The organism is Paenibacillus amylolyticus (assembly GCF_036894225.1).
Classification (GTDB): Bacteria; Bacillota; Bacilli; order Paenibacillales; family Paenibacillaceae; genus Paenibacillus; species Paenibacillus amylolyticus.
Genome location: NZ_CP145892.1, coordinates 997,998 through 1,021,597 on the forward strand (window position 1 = coordinate 997,998; position 23,600 = coordinate 1,021,597).

The 23,600-nt window shown below is 47.1% G+C and carries 18 protein-coding genes, 3 rRNA genes and 1 riboswitch; of the genes, 12 read left to right on the forward strand and 9 right to left on the reverse strand.

What is annotated here, in order from left to right:
* Positions 1 to 17: 17 nt before the first annotated feature.
* A complete protein-coding gene (locus V6668_RS04545; RefSeq protein WP_338707803.1) occupies positions 18 to 1,916 on the reverse strand; it encodes a beta-glucoside-specific PTS transporter subunit IIABC in 1,899 nt (632 codons plus the stop codon).
* A 184-nt stretch (positions 1,917 to 2,100) separates the two neighbouring features.
* Positions 2,101 to 2,961, reverse strand: coding sequence for a BglG family transcription antiterminator LicT (licT, locus tag V6668_RS04550; RefSeq protein WP_076319961.1), 861 nt, complete (start codon positions 2,959 to 2,961; stop codon positions 2,101 to 2,103).
* A 312-nt stretch (positions 2,962 to 3,273) separates the two neighbouring features.
* Here licT and V6668_RS04555 point away from each other — a divergent pair, with 312 nt between their 5' ends.
* The 9 genes from V6668_RS04555 (at position 3,274) to V6668_RS04595 (ending at position 13,250) form a co-directional block, all read left to right on the forward strand.
* Positions 3,274 to 3,441: a DUF3934 family protein gene (locus V6668_RS04555; RefSeq protein WP_074093608.1), complete on the forward strand. Its 168-nt coding sequence runs from the start codon at positions 3,274 to 3,276 to the stop codon at positions 3,439 to 3,441.
* A 165-nt stretch (positions 3,442 to 3,606) separates the two neighbouring features.
* Positions 3,607 to 4,038 carry a MarR family winged helix-turn-helix transcriptional regulator gene (locus V6668_RS04560; protein WP_036605963.1) on the forward strand — a complete coding sequence of 144 codons (432 nt, stop codon included), beginning with the start codon at positions 3,607 to 3,609 and terminating at the stop codon, positions 4,036 to 4,038.
* Between the two features lie 80 nt (positions 4,039 to 4,118).
* Positions 4,119 to 5,294, forward strand: a complete 1,176-nt coding sequence (locus V6668_RS04565; RefSeq protein ID WP_076319960.1) for a YhgE/Pip domain-containing protein — start codon at positions 4,119 to 4,121, stop codon at positions 5,292 to 5,294.
* 701 nt (positions 5,295 to 5,995) lie between these two features.
* A 16S ribosomal RNA gene (locus V6668_RS04570) occupies positions 5,996 to 7,548 on the forward strand.
* A 311-nt stretch (positions 7,549 to 7,859) separates the two neighbouring features.
* Positions 7,860 to 10,785 (forward strand): 23S ribosomal RNA (locus tag V6668_RS04575).
* A gap of 78 nt (positions 10,786 to 10,863) precedes the next feature.
* A 5S ribosomal RNA gene (rrf, locus tag V6668_RS04580) occupies positions 10,864 to 10,980 on the forward strand.
* The 16S, 23S and 5S rRNA genes sit together here, the layout of an rRNA operon.
* Positions 10,981 to 11,165: 185 nt before the next feature.
* On the forward strand, positions 11,166 to 11,789 hold the full coding sequence (locus V6668_RS04585) for a deoxynucleoside kinase (protein WP_076329815.1): 624 nt from the start codon (positions 11,166 to 11,168) through the stop codon (positions 11,787 to 11,789).
* Positions 11,786 to 12,442, forward strand: a complete 657-nt coding sequence (locus V6668_RS04590) for a deoxynucleoside kinase (protein ID WP_036672670.1) — start codon at positions 11,786 to 11,788, stop codon at positions 12,440 to 12,442. The genes V6668_RS04585 and V6668_RS04590 overlap by 4 nt, the downstream gene beginning before the upstream one ends.
* Before the next feature lie 325 nt (positions 12,443 to 12,767).
* Positions 12,768 to 13,250 (forward strand): hypothetical protein, encoded by a 483-nt coding sequence (locus V6668_RS04595; RefSeq protein WP_338707804.1) that lies wholly within the window; start codon positions 12,768 to 12,770, stop codon positions 13,248 to 13,250.
* A 554-nt stretch (positions 13,251 to 13,804) separates the two neighbouring features.
* Here the strand turns inward: V6668_RS04595 and V6668_RS04600 are convergent.
* From V6668_RS04600 to thiM, 4 genes are all read right to left on the reverse strand, one after another.
* Entirely contained in the window at positions 13,805 to 14,548 is a 744-nt protein-coding gene (locus V6668_RS04600; RefSeq protein ID WP_338707805.1) for a MerR family transcriptional regulator, read from the reverse strand.
* A gap of 322 nt (positions 14,549 to 14,870) precedes the next feature.
* On the reverse strand, positions 14,871 to 15,536 hold the full coding sequence (gene thiE, locus V6668_RS04605; protein ID WP_338707806.1) for a thiamine phosphate synthase: 666 nt from the start codon (positions 15,534 to 15,536) through the stop codon (positions 14,871 to 14,873).
* Positions 15,536 to 16,348, reverse strand: coding sequence for a bifunctional hydroxymethylpyrimidine kinase/phosphomethylpyrimidine kinase (thiD, locus tag V6668_RS04610; RefSeq protein WP_338707807.1), 813 nt, complete (start codon positions 16,346 to 16,348; stop codon positions 15,536 to 15,538). Before thiD ends, thiE begins: the two co-directional genes overlap by 1 nt.
* A complete protein-coding gene (gene thiM, locus V6668_RS04615) occupies positions 16,345 to 17,157 on the reverse strand; it encodes a hydroxyethylthiazole kinase (protein ID WP_338707808.1) in 813 nt (270 codons plus the stop codon). The genes thiD and thiM overlap by 4 nt, the downstream gene beginning before the upstream one ends.
* A gap of 323 nt (positions 17,158 to 17,480) precedes the next feature.
* Here thiM and V6668_RS04620 point away from each other — a divergent pair, with 323 nt between their 5' ends.
* On the forward strand, positions 17,481 to 17,630 hold the full coding sequence (locus V6668_RS04620; RefSeq protein WP_179087934.1) for a hypothetical protein: 150 nt from the start codon (positions 17,481 to 17,483) through the stop codon (positions 17,628 to 17,630).
* Positions 17,631 to 18,083: 453 nt separating this feature from the next.
* Here V6668_RS04620 and V6668_RS04625 read toward each other — a convergent pair whose 3' ends face one another.
* The 3 genes from V6668_RS04625 to V6668_RS04635 form a co-directional block, all read right to left on the reverse strand.
* Positions 18,084 to 19,157, reverse strand: coding sequence for an ABC transporter substrate-binding protein (locus tag V6668_RS04625; RefSeq protein WP_338707809.1), 1,074 nt, complete (start codon positions 19,155 to 19,157; stop codon positions 18,084 to 18,086).
* A 167-nt stretch (positions 19,158 to 19,324) separates the two neighbouring features.
* The gene (locus V6668_RS04630) at positions 19,325 to 20,155 is read right to left on the reverse strand and encodes an ABC transporter permease (protein WP_338707810.1); all 831 of its coding nucleotides are present in this window, start codon (positions 20,153 to 20,155) and stop codon (positions 19,325 to 19,327) included.
* Complete coding sequence (locus V6668_RS04635) at positions 20,145 to 20,909, reverse strand: ABC transporter ATP-binding protein (RefSeq protein ID WP_338707811.1); 765 nt, start codon at positions 20,907 to 20,909, stop codon at positions 20,145 to 20,147. The genes V6668_RS04630 and V6668_RS04635 overlap by 11 nt, the downstream gene beginning before the upstream one ends.
* Positions 20,910 to 21,066: 157 nt before the next feature.
* Positions 21,067 to 21,169, reverse strand: a riboswitch (TPP riboswitch).
* Between the two features lie 217 nt (positions 21,170 to 21,386).
* On the opposite strand from V6668_RS04635, the gene V6668_RS04640 reads away from it, so the two are divergent.
* Both V6668_RS04640 and V6668_RS04645 read left to right on the forward strand, forming a co-directional pair.
* Positions 21,387 to 22,262 carry a radical SAM/SPASM domain-containing protein gene (locus tag V6668_RS04640; RefSeq protein ID WP_076329806.1) on the forward strand — a complete coding sequence of 292 codons (876 nt, stop codon included), beginning with the start codon at positions 21,387 to 21,389 and terminating at the stop codon, positions 22,260 to 22,262.
* Positions 22,263 to 22,609: 347 nt separating this feature from the next.
* Positions 22,610 to 23,278: a pectate lyase gene (locus V6668_RS04645; protein WP_076329805.1), complete on the forward strand. Its 669-nt coding sequence runs from the start codon at positions 22,610 to 22,612 to the stop codon at positions 23,276 to 23,278.
* Positions 23,279 to 23,600 lie beyond the last annotated feature (322 nt).

The window sequence follows — 23,600 nt, forward strand, 5'->3', positions numbered from 1 at the left end:
GTATAATATAAGTTGGGTCAGACTACGAGAGTCAGCAGGACATCATTTTTCTGTACCTGTTCCTGAGTTGTTTCGAACACATCCACTTCTTGTTGCGTTAGAGTGACAATGACAGGTGTTACGGTTTCGTATCCGGCTTCCTTGATCTTATCGATGTCAAACTGGATCAACAGATCGCCCTGTCTTACGATATCACCTTCTTGAACGACAGGAGTGAAGTGTTTTCCCTTCAGCGCTACTGTGTTGATGCCAATATGAATCAGGATTTCTGTTCCTGCGTTGGTGGTTAATCCAATGGCATGTCCAGTCGGGAAGAGGGAAGTGACAACACCGTCTACCGGAGCGACAACTTCACCAATCTCAGGGACAATCGCCAAACCTTTGCCCATAGCACCAGTCGAAAAAGCCGGGTCATTAATGGTACTCAGTGCTACGGCTTTACCTGTGAGCGGGCTATAAATTTGTTCTTTCTTGATTTCTGTTGTTTTGGACTCAGGTACGACAGGAAGCTCTGCCGGCGTACTTTCAACTGACGTGTGGGAGACAGATTCATTGGTCCCGGAAACTTTGTCTTTGGTTTTGCTTTCATAACCAAACATCACCGTTAATACCGCGGCTACCGCAAAGGAGCAGGCAATCGCAATTACGTAGACAACCGTTGGTGTATAGACAGGAATGGCAAATATATTGTGGAACACATAAGCAGTCATTTTAACACCAAAGTGACCATTGATGGCACCGCCGATCGCACCTGCGATAACCACGATAGGAATCACACGTTTATAACGCAGGATCAGACCATATACAATTGGTTCAGTGACTCCTGCAAGTAAACCTGTAAGGCTGGTTGAGCCAGCAAGAGTGCGCAGGGTTTTGTTCTTTTTGGCTTTCAAGAAAATACCGAAGGCTACACCGATTTGTGCAAATACAGCTGCAGCAGCCATGGCTTCAATCGGATCGCCGCCAACCCCGATATTCTGTATCGTGATTGGAGTGAAGCCCCAGTGGAGTCCGAACACAACCATGAAGGTCATGAATCCACCGAGTACAACCCCTGATAATATACCGCTGACACCAATGAGCCAAGTTACGCCGGAGGAGATCCAGTCACCTACCGTGGTACCGAATGGTCCAAAGGCCATTGCGGACAGCGGAACCATAATCATCAAAGCAATCATTGGTACAAGGAACAATTGCAGGTCTTTCAAAATGATTTTCTTGAGTAATTTATCGAGAACAGCGTAGATACTAATGGATATGAAGATTGGGAATACGCTGGCTGAATAATTCATCATGACAACCGGTATACCCAGGAACGATACATCTGAGCCCTTATCCATCAGCCCGGTGAAGCTCGGTTCCATCAGAGCGGCACCAATTACGCCAGCTACATAAGGATTGGCTTTCAGCTTCATACCCAGTGTGATTCCAAGGAAAATAGGCAAGAAATAAAATACAGCGTTGCCGGCAGCGGATAAAATCAGGTATGTGTCACTTGTGTCCGACATCCATCCGAGCATGGTCAGGACAGTCAGCAAAGCTTTTAGCATGCCTGATCCTGCCATAGCCGGGATTAATGGCGAGAAACTTCCGGATATAATTTCAAAAACTTTGGATAATAGCGAGGTTTTTTCCCCTGTAGACTCAGCCGATGAAGAGGAATCTCCTCCGAAATCCCGGTTTTTCATAATCTCCGCATATACATGAGCCACGTTACTACCGATGACAACCTGGAACTGGCCGCCGCTTTCGACAACGGTAATAATACCATCGTGTTTTTCCAGCGTTTCGCGTTCGGCCTTTTTCGAATCTTTCAGGTCGAATCTCAATCGGGTCGCACAGTGTACAAGACCGTTGATATTGGCTTCTCCGCCGACGAGACGAACGATGTCATCCCCCATTTTTTTATGATCCATGTTCATTCTCCTTTGTTGTTAAGATTGCCTGAAAACAAAAAAATACCTAAACGAATGGCTATGATCATCGGAAAGATGACCTGTTGCCAATCATTTAGGTATCGCCTGCTTGAGCAGTAACAATCCTTGTCGTTAAGTTGTGAGACCTACTATATCTGACGCCGAAATCGTTTGCAAGCTTTTTTTATTCCACGTCAAGCAAATCGTTACGGGAAGTGACACGTTGAATATGGATCGTTAAATACACCTTTTCATCAATGGACATGGCACTTTCAAACTTGTCTTCAAGGTACTGATTGATTAATTGGGTGCACTGAAAAGCCTTGCTATATTTGTCCTTCACCTGCTCATACAGAAAGTTATCTCCTGAAGCAAATTGCTCCTGTTCATTACTCAACATTCTTTGCACAAAATATTGAAGGTGGGTAATAAACCGGGAATAATTAAATGAATTTTCATCCAGGGCGATCTGGTAGTGGTTGGTCACAATGTTGAAGATATCATCAATAACTTCGGTAATTTCAACGGTTTGTTTCATGCCCTGAGCATCTTGACGAGCGTTTACAAAATGCATCGCAATAAAGCTGGCCTCATGTTCATCCATTTGGATACCGAATTGTTCCTGAATCAGCTCCACAGCGTTCATGCCAATCCCAAACTCCTTTTTGTAGAACTTCTTGATCTGCCACAAAAGAGAATTCTTCAGCCCGACGGATTTACGGTACCGGGTAATAGCAAACTGAATATGATCGATCAATGATATATAGATATTATCACTAAAAATATCGCCCATTTCCTTTTTGGCATGGCCCACAATTTCGTCCGCTAACTTCAAATATTCGACCGATGTTTCCCCAATCAGATCGATTAATTTTTGTGGTATTTTATCCGATTTCAGCACAAAGGTTTTTTCGATTTTATCCTCATCCACGGGCTGTCCGTTTTTCTTTTTGAAGCCAAGACCGTTGCCAATGACAACAAATTCGTGACCAACCTGGTTCTCAGCCCGGATGACATTGTTGTTAAAAATCTGACGGATGATCATATATGTGTTTCACCTCAATTGGTCGTAATAAAAACAAAAAACCCAAACTAAGGCTTAATAGACAGCCTTGGTTTGGGTATCGCCTGCTTACCAGTAACAATCCCGAAGAAGACGCAGCTTCCTCTTTCAATTATGTCCACTATACCGCTTTCATAACAGAATAACAATACAATGATTTATGGAAATGGACGTAAAGACGTGGATTTTTGGTATAATAAGAAATGCTGGAAGTGAATTAGATGGGCTGGGTTGCATAATAAGTTACCGAGGACGGTCATTTTTAAGCATATACAGGATTATTGGAGTGATAACATGAGCAATGCAAAAGGAAAAGGCGGCACCGGCCGTGGTACGGGTAAAAAAGGCTGGAACCGTTGGCAAGCCGCTGCTAACCGGGCGAAAAGTGCCCCGAAACCTTATAAAAGTAAAGGTACAAAGAAGAAGGACGATACCGAAACTTCAAGTGGCAAGCCCGAGTAAGTGTGGCTTGACGATGCCAGAGGAGAGAGCTGCCTGACTAACGGGTGGGTCTCTTTTTGCTTGAAAAGATAAAAAAATAAATTGACAGTATTGTAAATATGGTAATAATATAGAGCTTACACAAATTAGATGGTAGTGCTACTATATAGAGAAAGGAGCAACAGCATGCCTGTTAATATGGATGAAAATCCACTTGGACTGATTCTGTCACGGACGTATCTGGCATACAAAAAAACAACAACCAGAAATCTGAGTGAACAGGATATTACTCCGGAACAATTTGCAGTCTTGAATGAATTGAGCAAGGCTGGAAGTCATATATCACAGAAAAAACTGGCTGAATTAACAGTGCGGGACCAGACAACGGTAGGCAAAATTATAGACAAGTTGATTCGCAAAGGTCTGGTGACAAGAGAAGAAGATCCACAGGACCGCAGAGCGGTTTTGCTTTGTTTGACGGCGGAAGGACTGGAAATGAATAACGTTCTGACACCAAAGGCAAAACAGCAAGAGCAAGAGGCACTCGCCGAATGTTCTCCTGAAGAGCTTGAAGCATTCATGAATGTGATGAATCGTATCTATGAAAAGATGAAATAAATTTTTTTGAGCAATTATGTGCATGTGCATATATATGTAGTGCAATTATTTTAATTTTTACTAATGGGAGCCGTGAACGAATGAAAAGCTTCAAAGATTTTCTTAAAGTGCCACAGACAAAAATAGGGTTGGTTTTTGCATTAATTGTTCCGCTGTTATTTGTTGTGATCTGGATGACGGGTTATCATCAAGCCACGGAGAGAGTGGATCAACTTCAAGTTGCTCTGGTGAACGAAGACGGGATACAGGGAACAGAGGTGCAGAAGCAGATTGAAACGCTCGCGCCTTTCCATGTCAATGTTCTGGGATCTGCCGAGGAAGCTGAGCAACAGATGAATGCAGGTAACTATGCGATGGTTATTGTTATTCCGGAAGGATTCACTGACCAGATTGCAGGAGGCACAGAGGCGAGCTTACCCTTTTATATCAATCAGGGAAATGCCGATGTAGCCAAATCCATTGTGGAACATGCTGCGACCGGAATGACTGCACAAATGGGTCAAGGGATTCTGGAATCCAAGGTTCAAGTGACACTCAATAACGATAGTATAAACAGCGATGAACTGAGTGCAGCTATTGGACAAGCGATGGCGAAGATGAATGAAGGGCCTGTGAAGGCTGAAATTAATAAAACGAACAGCGTGAGTGATTTTGCAACATCGATGTTGCCCATGATTCTGGGTTTTATCACCTATATTGCTTCGATGACTATGAATATTCAGTTTAATATTACGTCGAATATCATGAAGCGTACCCATTCCAAATGGGAAATCTTCTGGGGACGGCAATTGCTGTTATTGTGTATAGCTGTGATTGTTCCCCTAATTGTGGATACAGTAGCTCTTCAGTTCACAGATGTTGCGAGCTCCTTCGGCGCTTTGTATCTGTATCATGTGCTGGTGAGTCTGGCTTGTATCTGTTTTACACAAATGAGTTTTGCCCTGTTTGGCAATGCAGGTCCTCTATTTAATGTAGCGATGGTTCCGCTCCAGTTGATGACAGCAGGAAATATAATTCCAGCCGAGATGCTGGCGCCATTCTACCGTTATATCGGAAACTTTCTGCCCGCTTCCAATGGGGTACAGGGATTTATGCGTTTGATCTATAGTGGAGAAGCAGTTGGGGGATACATGGTTCATCTTCTATTGATCTCGATTATTACGTGGGGAATTACGTTGCTGCGAGTTGGTATGCAAAAAGCAGGTAATGGACAAATGACGATGACGCCTCCAGCATCAGCACAGGCACAACATTAAGAGTTTCCTTCTATATATAATGTAATAACACACAAGAAAGTGGTTCACGTATAGTTATATGCGTGCATCACTTTTTTTGTTTATCTTTTATAATACCTCTACTTATACTCGTGGTAACTTACAGTGCCCCCAGTATCTTGCATGACCTTGATAAAAGGACAACCTAAATTGAGCATATTAATGAAGCTAAAATATAAGAGAGGAGATGTAGGCTAATAAGTTTAAAAGCAATTAGACATGTATTGCGATGTATGAATGGAAAGAATGTCATTTAAGCTATAATAAACTTTAGGCTGGGATAGAGGAGAGCAACATAGTAAAGGTAGTTGATTTGTGGTAAATGAATTTTATTAAATTAAGTATTGTAATTAATATCTATACGTGATATATTATTAATCCGGCCAAGAAAACACGGTTTAACACTGGTGCGGCAAGCGAATTAAATAAGCTTCGAAAGAAACTTAAAAAAAGAGCTTGCAAAGTTGGTTCGGACATGATATTATATAAGAGTTGCTGAAGAGAACAACATTCGGTAACGAAACGAGTTTGATCTTTGAAAACTGAACAACGAGTGAGTAAACATTCTGCTTGCAGAATGGACGCAAAAGTTTGAGACAAGCCTTGGCTTGAATCGACTGGAGCACAATTGAGATTTTTAATCTCGTCAGATTCAAAATGAGCTTATCGCTCTTTTCAATACTTTATTGGAGAGTTTGATCCTGGCTCAGGACGAACGCTGGCGGCATGCCTAATACATGCAAGTCGAGCGGACTTGAAGAGAAGCTTGCTTCTTGGATGGTTAGCGGCGGACGGGTGAGTAACACGTAGGCAACCTGCCCTCAAGTTTGGGACAACTACCGGAAACGGTAGCTAATACCGAATAATTGTTTTCTTCGCCTGAAGGAAACTGGAAAGACGGAGCAATCTGTCACTTGGGGATGGGCCTGCGGCGCATTAGCTAGTTGGTGAGGTAACGGCTCACCAAGGCGACGATGCGTAGCCGACCTGAGAGGGTGATCGGCCACACTGGGACTGAGACACGGCCCAGACTCCTACGGGAGGCAGCAGTAGGGAATCTTCCGCAATGGGCGAAAGCCTGACGGAGCAATGCCGCGTGAGTGATGAAGGTTTTCGGATCGTAAAGCTCTGTTGCCAGGGAAGAACGCTTGGGAGAGTAACTGCTCTCAAGGTGACGGTACCTGAGAAGAAAGCCCCGGCTAACTACGTGCCAGCAGCCGCGGTAATACGTAGGGGGCAAGCGTTGTCCGGAATTATTGGGCGTAAAGCGCGCGCAGGCGGTCATTTAAGTCTGGTGTTTAATCCCGGGGCTCAACCCCGGATCGCACTGGAAACTGGGTGACTTGAGTGCAGAAGAGGAGAGTGGAATTCCACGTGTAGCGGTGAAATGCGTAGATATGTGGAGGAACACCAGTGGCGAAGGCGACTCTCTGGGCTGTAACTGACGCTGAGGCGCGAAAGCGTGGGGAGCAAACAGGATTAGATACCCTGGTAGTCCACGCCGTAAACGATGAGTGCTAGGTGTTAGGGGTTTCGATACCCTTGGTGCCGAAGTTAACACATTAAGCACTCCGCCTGGGGAGTACGGTCGCAAGACTGAAACTCAAAGGAATTGACGGGGACCCGCACAAGCAGTGGAGTATGTGGTTTAATTCGAAGCAACGCGAAGAACCTTACCAGGTCTTGACATCTGAATGACCGGTGCAGAGATGTACCTTTTCTTCGGAACATTCAAGACAGGTGGTGCATGGTTGTCGTCAGCTCGTGTCGTGAGATGTTGGGTTAAGTCCCGCAACGAGCGCAACCCTTATATTTAGTTGCCAGCATTTCGGATGGGCACTCTAGATAGACTGCCGGTGACAAACCGGAGGAAGGTGGGGATGACGTCAAATCATCATGCCCCTTATGACCTGGGCTACACACGTACTACAATGGCCGGTACAACGGGCTGCGAAATCGCGAGATGGAGCCAATCCCAACAAAGCCGGTCTCAGTTCGGATTGCAGGCTGCAACTCGCCTGCATGAAGTCGGAATTGCTAGTAATCGCGGATCAGCATGCCGCGGTGAATACGTTCCCGGGTCTTGTACACACCGCCCGTCACACCACGAGAGTTTATAACACCCGAAGTCGGTGGGGTAACCGCAAGGAGCCAGCCGCCGAAGGTGGGATAGATGATTGGGGTGAAGTCGTAACAAGGTAGCCGTATCGGAAGGTGCGGCTGGATCACCTCCTTTCTATGGAGAATCGTTTCCTGCAACGGAAACATTCAAATACGCAGCTTAGCTGCAAAACACTCACTCGTTGTTCGGTTTTGAGAGCTCAAACTCTCAAACAGCTTGCTTTTGCATGGAGCTTGTTCTTTGAAAACTAGATATCGAAACGAAACAAACGCGAATTAGAACATTCCTTTTTAGCTGAACTTGTGTTAAACAAGTTTCAATAAAAACGGTAGTCAAATTGCTTTTGTGAGGGTATCGGGTGAGAGCGACTTTTGGCTTTGCGCAAGCAAAACAAGGGAAGCGAGCGACCGAAACCGGAACAAAATGGTTAAGCTACTAAGAGCACACGGAGGATGCCTAGGCGCTAGGAGCCGATGAAGGACGTGGCGAACAACGAAACTGCCTCGGGGAGCTGTAAGCAAGCTTTGATCCGGGGGTGTCCGAATGGGGAAACCCAGCTGGGGTAATTTCCAGTTACTCATAACTGAATACATAGGTTATGCAGAGGCATACCAGGGGAACTGAAACATCTAAGTACCCTGAGGAAGAGAAAACAATAGTGATTCCGTCAGTAGCGGCGAGCGAACGCGGAGAAGCCCAAACCAAAGAGCTTGCTCTTTGGGGTTGTGGGACGTCTCACATGGAGTTACAAAGGAACCGGTTAAGCGAAGAGGTCTGGAAAGGCCCGCCAAAGAAGGTAAAAGCCCTGTAGTTGAAAGTCTGTTCCCTCCGAGACGGATCCCGAGTAGTGCGGGGCACGTGAAACCCCGTATGAATCCGGCAGGACCATCTGCCAAGGCTAAATACTTCCTAGCGACCGATAGTGAAGCAGTACCGTGAGGGAAAGGTGAAAAGCACCCCGGAAGGGGAGTGAAATAGAACCTGAAACCGTGTGCTTACAAAAAGTCAGAGCCCGTTTTAGGGGTGATGGCGTGCCTTTTGTAGAATGAACCGGCGAGTTACGTTCCCGTGCAAGGTTAAGGTGAAGAGCCGGAGCCGCAGCGAAAGCGAGTCTGAATAGGGCGAATGAGTACGTGGACGTAGACCCGAAACCGGGTGATCTACCCCTGTCCAGGGTGAAGGTGCGGTAACACGCACTGGAGGCCCGAACCCACGCATGTTGAAAAATGCGGGGATGAGGTGGGGGTAGCGGAGAAATTCCAATCGAACTCGGAGATAGCTGGTTCTCCCCGAAATAGCTTTAGGGCTAGCCTCGGAAAACAGAGTCGTGGAGGTAGAGCACTGATTGGGTGCGGGGCCCGCAAGGGTTACCAAGCTCAGTCAAACTCCGAATGCCATAGACTTACTTCCGGGAGTCAGACAGTGAGTGCTAAGATCCATTGTCAAAAGGGAAACAGCCCAGACCATCAGCTAAGGTCCCCAAGTGTGTGTTAAGTGGGAAAGGATGTGGAGTTGCACAGACAACCAGGATGTTGGCTTAGAAGCAGCCATCATTGAAAGAGTGCGTAATAGCTCACTGGTCGAGTGACTCTGCGCCGAAAATGTAACGGGGCTAAACACACCACCGAAGCTATGGCTTGATGCTTTGCATCAGGGGTAGGGGAGCGTTGTATAAGGGTTGAAGGTGTACCGTAAGGAGCGCTGGACATTATACAAGTGAGAATGCCGGTATGAGTAACGAAAAGATCAGTGAGAATCTGATCCGCCGAAAGCCTAAGGGTTCCTGAGGAAGGCTCGTCCGCTCAGGGTAAGTCGGGACCTAAGGCGAGGCCGAAAGGCGTAGTCGAAGGACAACAGGTCGAAATTCCTGTACCACCGTAAGCCGTTATGAGCAATGGGGGGACGCAGTAGGGTAGTGACGCGGACTGATGGATGTCCGTCTAAGCAGTGAGGCTGATGTGTAGGCAAATCCGCACATTGTAAGGCTGAGCTGTGATGGGGAGCGAAAATTATAGTAGCGAAGGTCATGATCTCACACTGCCAAGAAAAGCCTCTAGCCAGGTGATGGTGCCCGTACCGCAAACCGACACAGGTAGGCGAGAAGAGTATTCTAAGGCGCGCGGAAGAACTCTCGTTAAGGAACTCGGCAAAATGACCCCGTAACTTCGGGAGAAGGGGTGCCCCGGTAGTGTGAATAGCACGAGGGGGCCGCAGTGAAAAGGCCCAAGCGACTGTTTAGCAAAAACACAGGTCTGTGCGAAGCCGTAAGGCGAAGTATACGGGCTGACGCCTGCCCGGTGCTGGAAGGTTAAGGGGAGTGGTTAGGAGCAATCCGAAGCTGTGAACCGAAGCCCCAGTAAACGGCGGCCGTAACTATAACGGTCCTAAGGTAGCGAAATTCCTTGTCAGGTAAATTCTGACCCGCACGAATGGCGTAACGACTTGGGCGCTGTCTCAACGAGAGATCCGGTGAAATTTTAATACCTGTGAAGATGCAGGTTACCCGCGACAAGACGGAAAGACCCCATGGAGCTTTACTGCAGCTTGATATTGAATTTGGGTACGATCTGTACAGGATAGGTGGGAGCCTTTGAAACGTGAGCGCCAGCTTGCGTGGAGGCAACGTTGGGATACCACCCTGATCGTATCTAGGTTCTAACCTGGTACCGTAATCCGGTGCGGGGACAGTGTCAGGTGGGCAGTTTGACTGGGGCGGTCGCCTCCTAAAGAGTAACGGAGGCGCCCAAAGGTTCCCTCAGAATGGTTGGAAATCATTCGAAGAGTGCAAAGGCATAAGGGAGCTTGACTGCGAGACCTACAAGTCGAGCAGGGACGAAAGTCGGGCTTAGTGATCCGGTGGTACCGCATGGAAGGGCCATCGCTCAACGGATAAAAGCTACCCTGGGGATAACAGGCTTATCTCCCCCAAGAGTCCACATCGACGGGGAGGTTTGGCACCTCGATGTCGGCTCATCGCATCCTGGGGCTGAAGTAGGTCCCAAGGGTTGGGCTGTTCGCCCATTAAAGCGGTACGCGAGCTGGGTTCAGAACGTCGTGAGACAGTTCGGTCCCTATCTGTCGTGGGCGTAGGAAATTTGAGAGGAGCTGTCCTTAGTACGAGAGGACCGGGATGGACGTACCGCTGGTGTACCAGTTGTTCCGCCAGGAGCACCGCTGGGTAGCTATGTACGGACGGGATAAACGCTGAAAGCATCTAAGCGTGAAGCCCCCCTCAAGATGAGATTTCCCAGTATGTAAGACCCCTTGAAGACGACGAGGTAGATAGGCTGGGGGTGGAAGTGCAGCAATGCATGGAGCTGACCAGTACTAATCGGTCGAGGGCTTATCCAATAGCAAGTTGTAATTCGCATGTTTCGTTTCGAATCTAGTTTTCAGAGAACGATCTCTGAATGTAAGCTAAGCGTTGCGTTTGGTGGCGATGGCGGAGGGGTTCCACACGTACCCATCCCGAACACGACCGTTAAGCCCTCTAGCGCCGATGGTACTTGGACCGCAGGGTCCTGGGAGAGTAGGACGCCGCCAAGCAACAGGAAGACACACTTGATGATATCGAGTGTGTCTTTTTTATTTTAATGTAATTCAATAGTTGTGATTTGACTTGTTATATACATAAAATACTGGCGTTCCAATCCTTAAAGCTGTGATACAATAGGTGAGGTCTATATAGAAAACGGAAACACGCATAAGTACGAGGAGGAACAGTGAACACGATGAAATCAGCCCCGTTTATTGCTGTGGAAGGTCCGATCGGAGCGGGGAAAACAACGCTGGCAACGATGCTTTCCCATGAATTGAATCTTCCGTTAGTTAAAGAAATCGTAGAAGAGAATCCATTTCTGGCTTCCTTTTATCAGGATATCGACGAGTGGAGTTTCCAATTGGAAATGTTTTTTCTGTGTAATCGGTTTAAACAACTGGAAGACACGGGCGTTCATTATGTAGAGCAGAATACCCCAGTCATTTCAGACTATCATATCTATAAAAATATGATTTTTGCCGATCGTACCTTAAAGGGAACGAAACGGGATAAATATCGTCAAATCTATCATCTGTTAACAGATGATCTGCCAAAGCCCAATCTGGTGCTTTATATTGAAGCTGAACTCGATACGTTGATGTACCGCATTAACAAGCGTGGACGCTCATTTGAGCAGGACATGGACCCGGCATATATGGAACAACTCATTGCTGATTACAAAACAGGCATGGATTATCTGGCAAATAGCACAAATCCGCCAGTAATCATTAAGGTCAATGCAGAGCAACTCGACTTTGTGGAACATCCTGAACACTTCAGGCAAATTGTTAATCAGGTAAAGGAGTATATCATATGAATAACTATGGCATTCCAACGAATGCATTAATTACGGTAGCAGGTACGGTTGGGGTGGGTAAATCCACGTTAACGGCTGCACTTGCGCAGCGTTTGAACTTCAAGACCTCTCTAGAGCAAGTTGATCATAATCCATATTTGGAGAAGTTCTATCATGACTTTGAGCGTTGGAGCTTCCATCTGCAGATTTATTTCCTTGCAGAGCGCTTCAAGGAACAGAAAAAGATTTTTGAACTAGGTGGGGGATTCGTACAGGATCGTTCCATCTATGAAGATACGGGCATTTTTGCACAAATGCATGCAGATCAAGGAACCATGTCTGCTACAGATTTCGAGACATACAGCAGTTTATTTGAAGCAATGGTAATGACACCGTATTTCCCACATCCAGACGTGCTGATCTATCTGGAAGGCAGTCTGCCTTCGATTTTAAACCGTATTACGGAACGCGGACGCGAGATGGAGATTCAGACGGACCGTTCGTACTGGGAACACATGCACGAGCGCTATTCCGTGTGGATTGATCAGTTTACAGCTTGCCCTGTGCTGCGTCTGAACATTGATGAGTATGATGTGCATGATCCGGCATCGGTGGATGCCATTTTGGCACAGATTGCAGCTGTCATTCAGCCTTCCAAGGAAGTGCAAAGGTAAGATAGAGAGAGCTTTTCAATGTAGTTTTCTCGGTTACATTGGTTATATCTATGATACAGATATGGACAACATCCCTTCTACGGCTATTATGCTGTTGGAGGGGTGTTTTTTTATGTGCCAAGGGAATGATTATGAGAGGTTTGTGGACAAAACTAAAATGATATTCGAGCGAATAAGGAAATGGATGCTTAATATATCTTTTCTATTATGTAAATACATGGCACCAAAAGTAGAAAAATGTTGAATAATAAGTCTTTTTGTGGTTTCATAGGAAAGGTGAATTCTGGAAAAGAAGCATATGCATGACTCAGGAGGGAAAGACAACGTGGAAGAGAAACAAGGAGTTAAAATCGGTATGCCGATCATTGGTGGCTTAATTGCAGCCATTCTGGGAGGCATCGTATGGGCAGCTATTGCTGCAATGACCGATTATGAGGTGGGATTAATTGCGATTCTGATTGGAGCGCTCACAGGTTACGCAGTTGTGTTGTTCTCCAATAAACAAATTGCGACGGTACATAAGATTATTGCCGTACTGTTTGCGCTTGTTGGTATTTTGTTGGGTAAATATCTGACGGTCGTATATTTTACTTCCGAACTGTTTGGTGATGTAGGCGTGATGGAACTTGTGTTTGATAGCGAGATGATCAGTGCGTTTATGGAAACCTTCCAGGACTATTTCAGTCAACCGATTGATTTATTATTCATCGTGCTTGCGATTGTGTCTGCATGGCAGATTCCTGGCCGGATGGCGAGAACCAGTCTAGCTACGGATGTATCTTCATCGGATCACGCACCAAGAGCTTAATCGGATAGACGGTGGACGCTGACAGCAAAATGAAGAACGTTTGACAGAAGAAACTTAATGCTCATCATCCTAAGCACTTATGAAGTTATATCGAAGGACTGGGAGCAGAAGAAAAACGTAGTAAAGAGCATCTACTTTAAAAGATATTTATAGAGTACTCAGAGTGAGCAGCAGTTAGGCTTGTTCACATTGCGGCTGAGATACTTCCATACATAGGGACGATACGCCTGAGGGTGTACGTCCCTTTTGTGTATACACCAGGTAGGGGGATATTGCTCATAACTTTTGCAACACTTCGGATCGATTTAAATTACTTACCACATAACCCTAGTAAATATCCAACATGTTCATAAGGTTAATTACAAGAAAGATATGTTCACCCCAAAAGGTAGGTTCAGTTATCCGAAGGGTCATTTACTGCGAATAAAGCTGATGACGAGAGATTACTTTTATCACTACGGACAGAGGTTAAATTTCCAGACTATTTTTTACTATCCACATCTGACGGCAATGAGAGTTGAATAATACTGTATGTGGTTGAAGACAGGGCTATATTATTTGTTTTGGTCAGCAAATACAGCCATGGCATCCCTCATAAATACTGCCAAACCATCGCCAAACTGATCAATATTGCGTGTGAAGCGTTCATCGTCCACGTACATCTGACCGAGTCCCCTGAAGGCTTCAGGCGAGTAGCTTCCCATCTGGTTCAGCAAGGTGTACCATTCTTGAATACCGGCCTGTGCCTCGGCAGATACTGGTTCTGTGTGACGAAGTGCGGCCAGACTCTTGTAGATTTCGTTCATTTGATTGGACAGAGCCTCTTGCTCTGTGGTTGATTTACTGTGTAGCTTCTGATTTGCGTGATCGACGGCATGGTCTCCCCAACGTTCCCGAGCTTCTTGTTCATACGGATTCTGGCTAAAATCAAATCCTTCGAATTGTTCTTTGGCTGTCATTTTAATTTCTCCTCTCACGTGTAAAACCGTTCTATCAATGGTAGCAATCATCTGGTCCAAGCGTTGGCGCTTCTCCAGCAGTATAAGTCGATGCATTTTAAGTGCTTCTTCCGGATTGAAGGAGGGGTTGGTTATAATGTTTTTGATCTCCTTCAGAGAGAAGTCGAGTTCCTTGAAAAACAATATCTGCTGCAACCGTTCCAGGTTGGCATCTGAATATAATCGATATCCGGCAGAAGTTACTTCGTCCGGGGTTAATAGTCCGATCTCATCATAGTGATGCAGTGTGCGCACACTGATCGAGGCAAGTTCGGCAACTTCTTTTACCTTCATGGCCATGTGTGAAACCTCCTTACAACACCGATTGTACAGTGTCACGTTACGTGAGAGTCAACCGTTGAAAATGAGAAAACAAGATGCAAGCATGGAAGCTGCATCTTGATCATGGATTGATGACTGGATGTGAATAGGTGTGACTAAATTATTGTAACATTCAGTCACTGTAGGGGAGCGGCTGTGCTTCTATGTCGAAGACATAGGTTGCTGCCGCGCCGCGGGGGTGTTTTGAGGCTCCTCTGTTATGGAGAGGAGCGTGAGCGGTTGTGGGCTGCACCATGTATGCGGTGCAGCCCACGGGGCTGGCAGTGCAGGGAGAGCAGGGCTACGCCTGCATCCCGCGCACTGCCGCAGCGAACTGCGCAGCCGCTGCGCGCACGTCGGCCGCGCCCGCGATGGCGGAGATGACGGCTACTCCGTCGGCTCCAGCCGCCATCACGGCGGCCGTGGTATCGGGCGTAATGCCGCCGATACCCACAATCGGAACTGCGATGCCTGCGGCGCGCAGTTCCGCCACCCCTGCGGGGCCCAGCACAGCGTGGGCATCCGCTTTGGAGCGCGTCGGGTACATGGGCCCGACGCCAAGGTAGTCGGCGCCCGCCTGCAACGCACGGCGCGCCTCATCCACGGAGTGGGCGGATACGCCAAGCATCCGCCCATCTCCAATGCGGGCGCGTACTAGCGCCGCGTCCGCATCTTCCTGGCCGACATGCACGCCGTCGGCCTCCACCGCTACAGCCAGCTCCACATCATCGTTCACGATGAACGGGACCCCGTGCTGGCTACACACCTCGCGAAGCCGCATCGCAAGCGTGATGCGAGCTTCGCCAACCAGGGCGCCAGTTCCCTTTTCACGGAACTGGAACAGCGTGATGCCGCCAGCAATGGCCTGGCGCAATACTTCCATAGGGTCTTGCTTTGTATTGACGCTGCCCATCACTAAATACACCTGCATCGCGCGTTGTACCGCTTCTGCATTCCAAGGGTGCATCACTGCTCACCCCGCTGTCTGCGCTGATACGCAAAATGATTTGTCGGCCCATGTCCGGCCCCAATCCCCAGCTCATCTTCGATGGCTGCCTGAATGAATGCTCGCGCGGTCATAACGGCAGCCAGAACAGGTGAACCCTTGGCTAACTCTGAGGTGATGGCAGCAGAGTATGTGCACCCCGTTCCGTGTGTATGACGTGTTACCACACGAACATTCTCCAGATAATGAAAAGACTGCCCATCATAGAGCACATCCACGATCATACCACTTCCTTCATCATGACCACCTTTGACCAAAGCATACGTTGAGCCCATCTGTACAATCCGTCTTGCGGCTTCTTCCCGCTGATTCAGATTCGTGATGGACATTTCGGTAAGCAGTTCCGCTTCCGGTATATTAGGTGTTGTGATCAGGGCATGGGGCAACAACTCCGTAACCAACGCCTGTACAGCTTCCTGCTGGAGAAGGGGGGCGCCACCTTTGGCTACCATCACAGGGTCGATGACCAGATTTGACCAACGGTATTGCTGCCATTTCTCAGCCACTAGACGAATAATCTCGGCACTATATAACATGCCGGTCTTCGTTGCAGTTGGTTGAAAGTCTTCGCCGGTCGAGTCCAATTGCTGGGCAATGCCATCGTAAGGGATGGGAAAAACGCCCTGCACACCAGTTGTATTTTGGGCAGCAATAGCGGTGATAACGGTCATGCCGTATACACCAAGCTCCTGAAATGTTTTCAGATCGGCCTGAATGCCTGCGCCGCCCCCGTTATCGGAGCCTGCAATGGTTAGCGCTTGAGCAATACTCATACTGCACCTCCACGGATCTGACGGATCTGTGCGCGTTCTGCCAAGAGGTCTGGTGTTACTTGTGCCAGTTGATTCAACAATTCAATCTGGAAGCTGCCCGGCCCCTGATGAGCTGTCCGCTCTGCCGCCAGTTCAGCTGCTACACCATAAAACGCTAGCGCTTCAACAACACTGCCTAGAAGATCGGCTCCTGATTCCGCTATGGCTGTAAAAGCGCCAATCACTGAACTGAGCAGACAGCCAGCACCTGTGACCTGAGTGAGCAGGGCATGACCATTACTCGTGAGGAATGTGGATTGTCCATCAGTAATAATATCTTCTTTTCCGGTAATGACCACGACACAGCCAAGTTTATGCGCTGCCCGCTCGGCAATGCCGATTCGGTCGCCCTCACCTGATCCTGCATCCACACCTTTAATACTCCAACTCTCACCGATGACATTAGCGACCTCTGCCACATTGCCGCGCAGTACTGTGAGACGAAGTTCACGAACGAGTAGCTGCACGGTTTCCGTGCGATAAGTGGTTGCGCCTGCGCCGACGGGATCAAGCACCACAGGCACGTGATGCGCATTAGCCGATTGACCTGCCAGACGGATCGCCTGAACGACTTTGTCATCGAGAGTACCGATGTTGAGTACGACGGCTCCTGACATCTTGGCGACATCAGCCACCTCTTCATGAGCATAGGCCATAAAAGGGGACGCACCGAGTGCAAGCAGACCATTGGCTGTGAAGGGAGCCACGACAAGGTTAGTGATATTGTGTACCAGCGGATTTTGCGTACGAACACGTTCCAGATAAGACATATAATTTCCTCCTTGTTTTGAAGTAACCCGATCGGCGGAAGTCCGATATCTGGAGTCACTCAACAGAATAATTGGATATGAGTTCCCTTGTTGAGTTGGGGCGCAGAGTCTAACAACAGCCAGATGCATTAATGCGGGAAAAGCAGAAACGTAAAATCTAAATTAATTTCATAACTCACTAAAATGGATTTTTGGAACTGGATATAGACAAATTGAATCATTCTGATCGATATCTAGCGAAACAATAAAAAACGAAACGATACAAAATACAGAAAGTGAACAGAGTGAATTTCTCCAAACTTAGGCAAGCAATACTGTGATGGATGTTAGCATCCAACCAGTGTCTTGAAGTCCAGGCTGGTCGATACCCAACTGATTGGGGCACGATCGATCGGGGCACGACTGGTCAGACGATGTTTCTAAAGAACACAGGACGTCTTATTTGGCTGTCAGGTCCTCCTTTTGAAATGTAAGGAACATCAGACACGTTATTCCCAGAATCTCCTGACCAAAACGCTGCAAACAGCTATTTATTCTGATATAACATGTTTCAGGTTCTTTAGATTTCTGCAACCGCTCCAAATCCCTGAATAGGACGCCTCAGATTCGTTAGCAGTCGTAGCATGCTCTGTTTCGATCAAGTTAAGGAGCGTTTCAGCTCCCAGTAGGCTTGAAGATAAGCGCTAATTACATTACCAAATACATATCAACAAGCCACCCAAACGCATATCAAGCTGCCCAATTGCACATCAAGCCACTTAGGATTGTTATAAATTCTGATCCTCCGATGCTTGCTTCAGGCCAATTCCATTTCGCAAAACTTCATGCATTCGATCCTACGTTTTGCTAACTTTGCTTTTAATCACATTGCTTTCATTCCCTTTATGTTCAATCACTTTTCCTTTATTCGCGTTGCTCTCCTTTATTTACTCTCCTTGCAGAGTAATAAAAGCATCCTCGGCTTTCACCGATTCAGGAATCAAATCCTGTTCAACGAGCCATGCACGTACATTTTCCCACGATTCCATTTCCTGCCGACCAAATGGTTGGCCTTCTTCATTCATGAGTGGTAGCAGAATTGCCAGGCTTTTGGTTTCGATCTCCGGGTCAAGCGGTGATGTTTCATTCTCATGAGCGAGCAGAATACTCAAGGCTTCTTCTGGATGCTCAGTCACATATTTTTGTCCTTCCTGGACCGCTTTGACGAACCGGGTAAGTTGGTCTTTTTTCGCTTCAATGCCAGCTTCACTTGCAGTCAGGACCAATTCATAATAATCAGGCACGCCATAATCGGTGGGGTTAATTGATTTCATGGCATGTCCTTCTTTCTCCAAAATCAATTGTTCATGGTTAATGAAACCACCCATAATTGCATCCGCCTGTCCGGAAGCCAGCGAAGGAATCAGATCGAACCCAACGTCGACCAGATTTATGTTGTCGGGATTGCCGCCATCCTTACTGATCATCGTACGTACCATCGCTTCGTACAGAGGAATGGAGGAATAACCAACAGTCTTTTCTTCAAGATCTTTGGGTGAACTTACGTTGCCATTCGCTTCGGTCAACAGATGCACAAGCGGGTGGCGAACAACAGCAGCAATGGAACGTACAGGAATGTTCTCACCACGAGCGAGTAAGATTTGGGGCTGGTAGCTTAGAGCCAGATCAATTTTTCCGGCAGCAACAAGTTTGAGTGAATCATTGGTATCCGCAGGCATCTGAATTTCAACATCCAGACCTTGGTCTGCAAAGTATCCTTTTTCCTGAGCCACATAGATGAAGGAGTGTACTGCATTCGGGTACCAGTCGAGCATGATAGACAGTTTATCTTTGGCGTCTGATGCTGGTTCGGTTGCAGACGGATCTGTTTGCTGTGTATTGGTTGCCGAATCTGTTGTTGGCCTATTTTGGCTAGTGTCTGTGGTGCTGCATCCGCTAACGATCAGCAAAAGGCTAATGAGTATGATGGGAAGCAGGGAGTATATACCTTTGTTATTCATAAATGAAGTTCCTCATTTCATCGTTTTGATTTGTAGAAAATGGGCAACAGCATGTTAACGACAATGTGACAATGAACTGATTGAAGATGCTGCTGAAATTGTGCATAAGATATGTTTTTTTTTTTTGATTGTAACTACTGTATTTACATCTAATTTCTGTCTAAGTATTATCCAACTTTTCTGTTGCCTCCATGACGATGACGCCGTATGTTAAACCGTTTCTCCAGCCAGGCAATCAGTACAAACAAAACGATCCCAAGCAGGGATAACAGCACAATAGCGGCAAACATCGCATCCGTGTTCATGTTGCTGGACATGCGGCGGCTGAAGTATCCGAGACCTTTGCTGCCACCGAGCCATTCACCAATCGTTGCCCCAACCACGCAGTACACCACTGACATCTTTAACCCGGAGAAAAAAGAGGGAAGTGCCAGCGGAACCTGGAGTTTGCGAAAAATATCCCACTTGCTGGCGCCCATGGTGAGCAGCAGTTCACGCTGCTCTGGATCGCCTTGGCGGAGTCCATCGTAGGTACTGACTACAATGGGGAAGAATGCGATTAAGAATACCACCGCGACTTTGCTCCACAACGTGTAACCAAACCACAAGATAAATACGGGGGACAAGGCGATCAGCGGGATGGTTTGACTGATCACGATGAAGGGATATAGGGCCTTTTCAATCGATCGGTTCATATGCATGCCTGTTGCCAGAGTAATTCCAGTCACTATGGACAAGACAAAACCAACAATAACCTCCATAAAGGTAGCAGGTAGATGGATAGTCAACAGCAGACGACGATGCTCAACCAGTGAGCTTACGATGGCCGTGGGTGCAGGAATGATGAAGGAGGGCACCCATCCCATACGCACAATCACTTCCCAGATCGCCAGTAAAAAGAACATGAGCAGAATAAACAAACCATATTGGGAAAACCATTTCGAGAGCCACTTTGAACACCACGTCCAAACGCTAACCTCAGCTCTATCATTTTGCATGTAATTGTTCCTCCAGTTGTTGCCTCATCTGCACGAGAGCTGGTTCGTAGATCATGTCCGAATGCCTTGGGCGTGGTAAAGGAACCGTCATCTCCCGCAACTGCTGACCTTGCCCCCCTGGAGTTAACAGAATGATACGGTCACTTAACAGCAGGGCTTCCTCGATGTCATGGGTAATGAACAGCACGGTTTGTCCAAAGTCCTCCCACAGCTCCAGCAACCAGCGATGCATTTCTCGTTTGGTTAAGGCGTCGAGTGCACCGAAGGGTTCATCCAGCAACATGAGCTGCCCGCCTGTAAGCAAGGTACGCAGCAATGCCACCCGCTGCCGCATGCCGCCGGATAACTCATCTGGATAGGCCTGCTCATAACCGGACAAGCCGAACCTTGCCAATCCTGCGATGATATCGGCTCGTAGTTTGTCCTTGTCCTGTCGGCCTGGTGCAAGCTCGGCAGGTAGCATGCAGTTCTCCATGACGGTACGCCAGGATAACAGCAGATCTTTCTGCGGCATATAGGCGACTCGTCCGAGCCGTTGTCCTTGCGGGACATCAGCTATATCGATGGTGCCAACGGTTGGCTCATGCAAGCCTGCGAGCAGCTTGAAGAGTGTGCTTTTACCTGATCCGCTGGAGCCGATGAGCGAGACAAATTCTCCTTGTTGAACCTGAAGTGACACATTGACGAGCACAGGGGACTCTTTTTTTTCGGGAAAAGCAAAGCTTACGTTGTGAATGGTTACATGGTTATCCATCTGATCCTCACCCCCTTGATGTCAGACTACTGCAATAACAACGGCATCCTATACTCTGCAAAAGGAACAAAAAAGACCCACCCATTTCCGGAGAAATGAGTGGGTCTGTAAGTTAAATCCGCAATTTATCTTCACATACATGAAAAATTCCGCTTACTAAAAGGCCGCTCCACTTCCCTCCGCTGGTATGATCCAGATCAGGTTCAAAGGGTCCGAATAGTCATATTCGTCTCAGCCGCAAGGCTCCCCTAGTGCAAAAGTTCAAGATATGCAGTTGTGTGTTCAGCATATATCACTTGAACATGAACTGTAAAGAGGCAGCATGATGGAATTCTTGAGATGAACTTGGAGTCAGACCCGAACAACTGAACAATTTACCTGGGCTCCCTAACCCGATATAATAGTGGTGGCGCATATTGGCCGGATCACAAATGCAGGTGGGATTGTTCTCCCTCCTAGGCAGAATGGGGACCCGAGTTGAAAACGTTCAAAAAAGTATATATTGAGATCACGAGTATCTGCAATCTGGCATGCAGCTTCTGTCCGCAGACACAGCGTGCCAAAGGATTCATTGACCCTGAAGTCTTCAACAATATACTGGATCAAGTTAAACCACACACCAATCATATTTATCTACATGTCAAAGGCGAACCCTTGTTGCATCCCAAAATAGATCTGTTGCTCGATTCCGCACATGAGAAGGGACTCAAGGTGAACATTACAACGAATGGTACACTGCTGCCCAAGACTCAGCATAAATTGCTTGGCAAACCAGCGCTGCGGCAGATGAATTTCTCCCTGCACAGTTTCGATGGGCATGAAGGTTCAACAGACCGTGACGGATACCTGCGTCATATTTTGTCCTTTGTACACGAGGCCGTTAAGCACAATGTCATCATCTCATTTCGGTTGTGGAATCTGACACAGGATAACTTCACAAATGCTCAGATGAATCGAAATCGGGAGACCCTTGAAGTATTGGAACGTGAGTTCAATCTGGATTTCCGCATTGAGGAAAAAGTAGTTCCAGGTAGCGGGGTCAAAATTGCCCCGAATGTATACCTGAATCAGGACCATGAGTTCCAGTGGCCAAGTCTGGATGCACCTGAAGATGACGGTAAAGGCTTTTGCCATGCACTTCGCGGTCAGGCAGCTGTGCTTGTAGATGGAACGGTGGTTCCATGCTGTCTCGATGGCGAGGGTGTGATTAACCTGGGTAATGTGCACGAGAAGTCATTCTCGGAGATTATTGAGGGTGAGCGAGCGAACAATCTGGTATATGGCTTCTCCAAGCGGGAAGCTGTGGAAGAGTTGTGTCGAAAGTGCGGTTATCGTAAGAGATTCGGAGCCTGATATTTTATAACAGCAAGCCAGAAGACATTCAAGATCACACATTTGGAGACAAATGTAGTGGTCTTTCTTTGTTATTGGGGATTAAGTGAGGGGTACCAACGTTACAAATGAGCATACCAGAGGTTGATATGAGCATATTGCTTGAGAGACCTAGCATGCAAAAAATGCCGATATGACAGGGATTGTACGATGTCATGATATATCTGATCTAATGATTATTCTAGTTACCTTCCTTATTTGGTAGGATTAGGTTGTGGTTCGGACAGAGGTGCACCTCTGGCGAACTTCCAGTACAAGCCCAGACTGTACACTACCAAAAAACGAGAGAATAAGGGAGGAATAAAGTTATGAAAAAAATGTTGACGTTGTTACTGTCCGCTGGTTTGGTTGCTTCTATATTTGGTGCAGTTCCGGTTGCGGCTGCGCCTACGGTTGTAAATTCAACTATTGTTGTTCCAAAGGGCACGACCTATGATGGTCAAGGCAAAACATTTGTAGCTAATCCTTCCACACTGGGCGACGGATCTCAAGCAGAAAATCAGAAGCCAGTCTTCCGTCTGGAGGCAGGGGCCACGCTCAAAAACGTAAACATTGGATCACCAGCTGCTGATGGTGTTCACTGTTATGGCAACTGTAATATATCGAATGTGGTCTGGCAGGACGTGGGCGAGGATGCACTGACATTGAAGTCTGCCGGAACGGTTAACATTACCGGTGGGGCAGCGTATAAGGCTTATGATAAAGTGTTCCAGATGAATGCAGCTGGAACAATTAACATCAAAAATTTCCGTGCAGATGATATTGGCAAACTGGTTCGCCAAAATGGTGGAACTTCCTTTGCAGTTAACATGACGCTGGATAACTCCAACATTTCCAATGTAAAAGATTCGATTATGCGTACAGACAGCAGCACATCACAAGGGAAAATTACGAATACCCGTTATTCCAAAGTACCAACGTTGTTCAAGGGGTTTGCTTCGGGGAAAACGAGCCAGTCTGGGAACACGCAATATTAAGAACAGGGATACCTTGGAATACGGATTGAAGGCGTGTACGGATAAGGTAGCTATTTCACATTGTGAAGTATGTCCAAAAGGCATCCAGGGGGATGCCTTTTCCTATGCCAACTTTTGATTTTTGTAGAGACCATTGCCACAAATACCCATCTGATGTACATTAGAAGCAATGAAATAAGTGAACCGGGAGCTCAATGAAGTTGGGCTGAGAGAGTGGCCTTGTGCCGCTGACCGTACATCTGATCTGGGTAATGCCAGCGTAGAGAACATGGATTTGCGATATGTAAGGGTGAATTGTGGGAATGAACGTGGATGAACAACA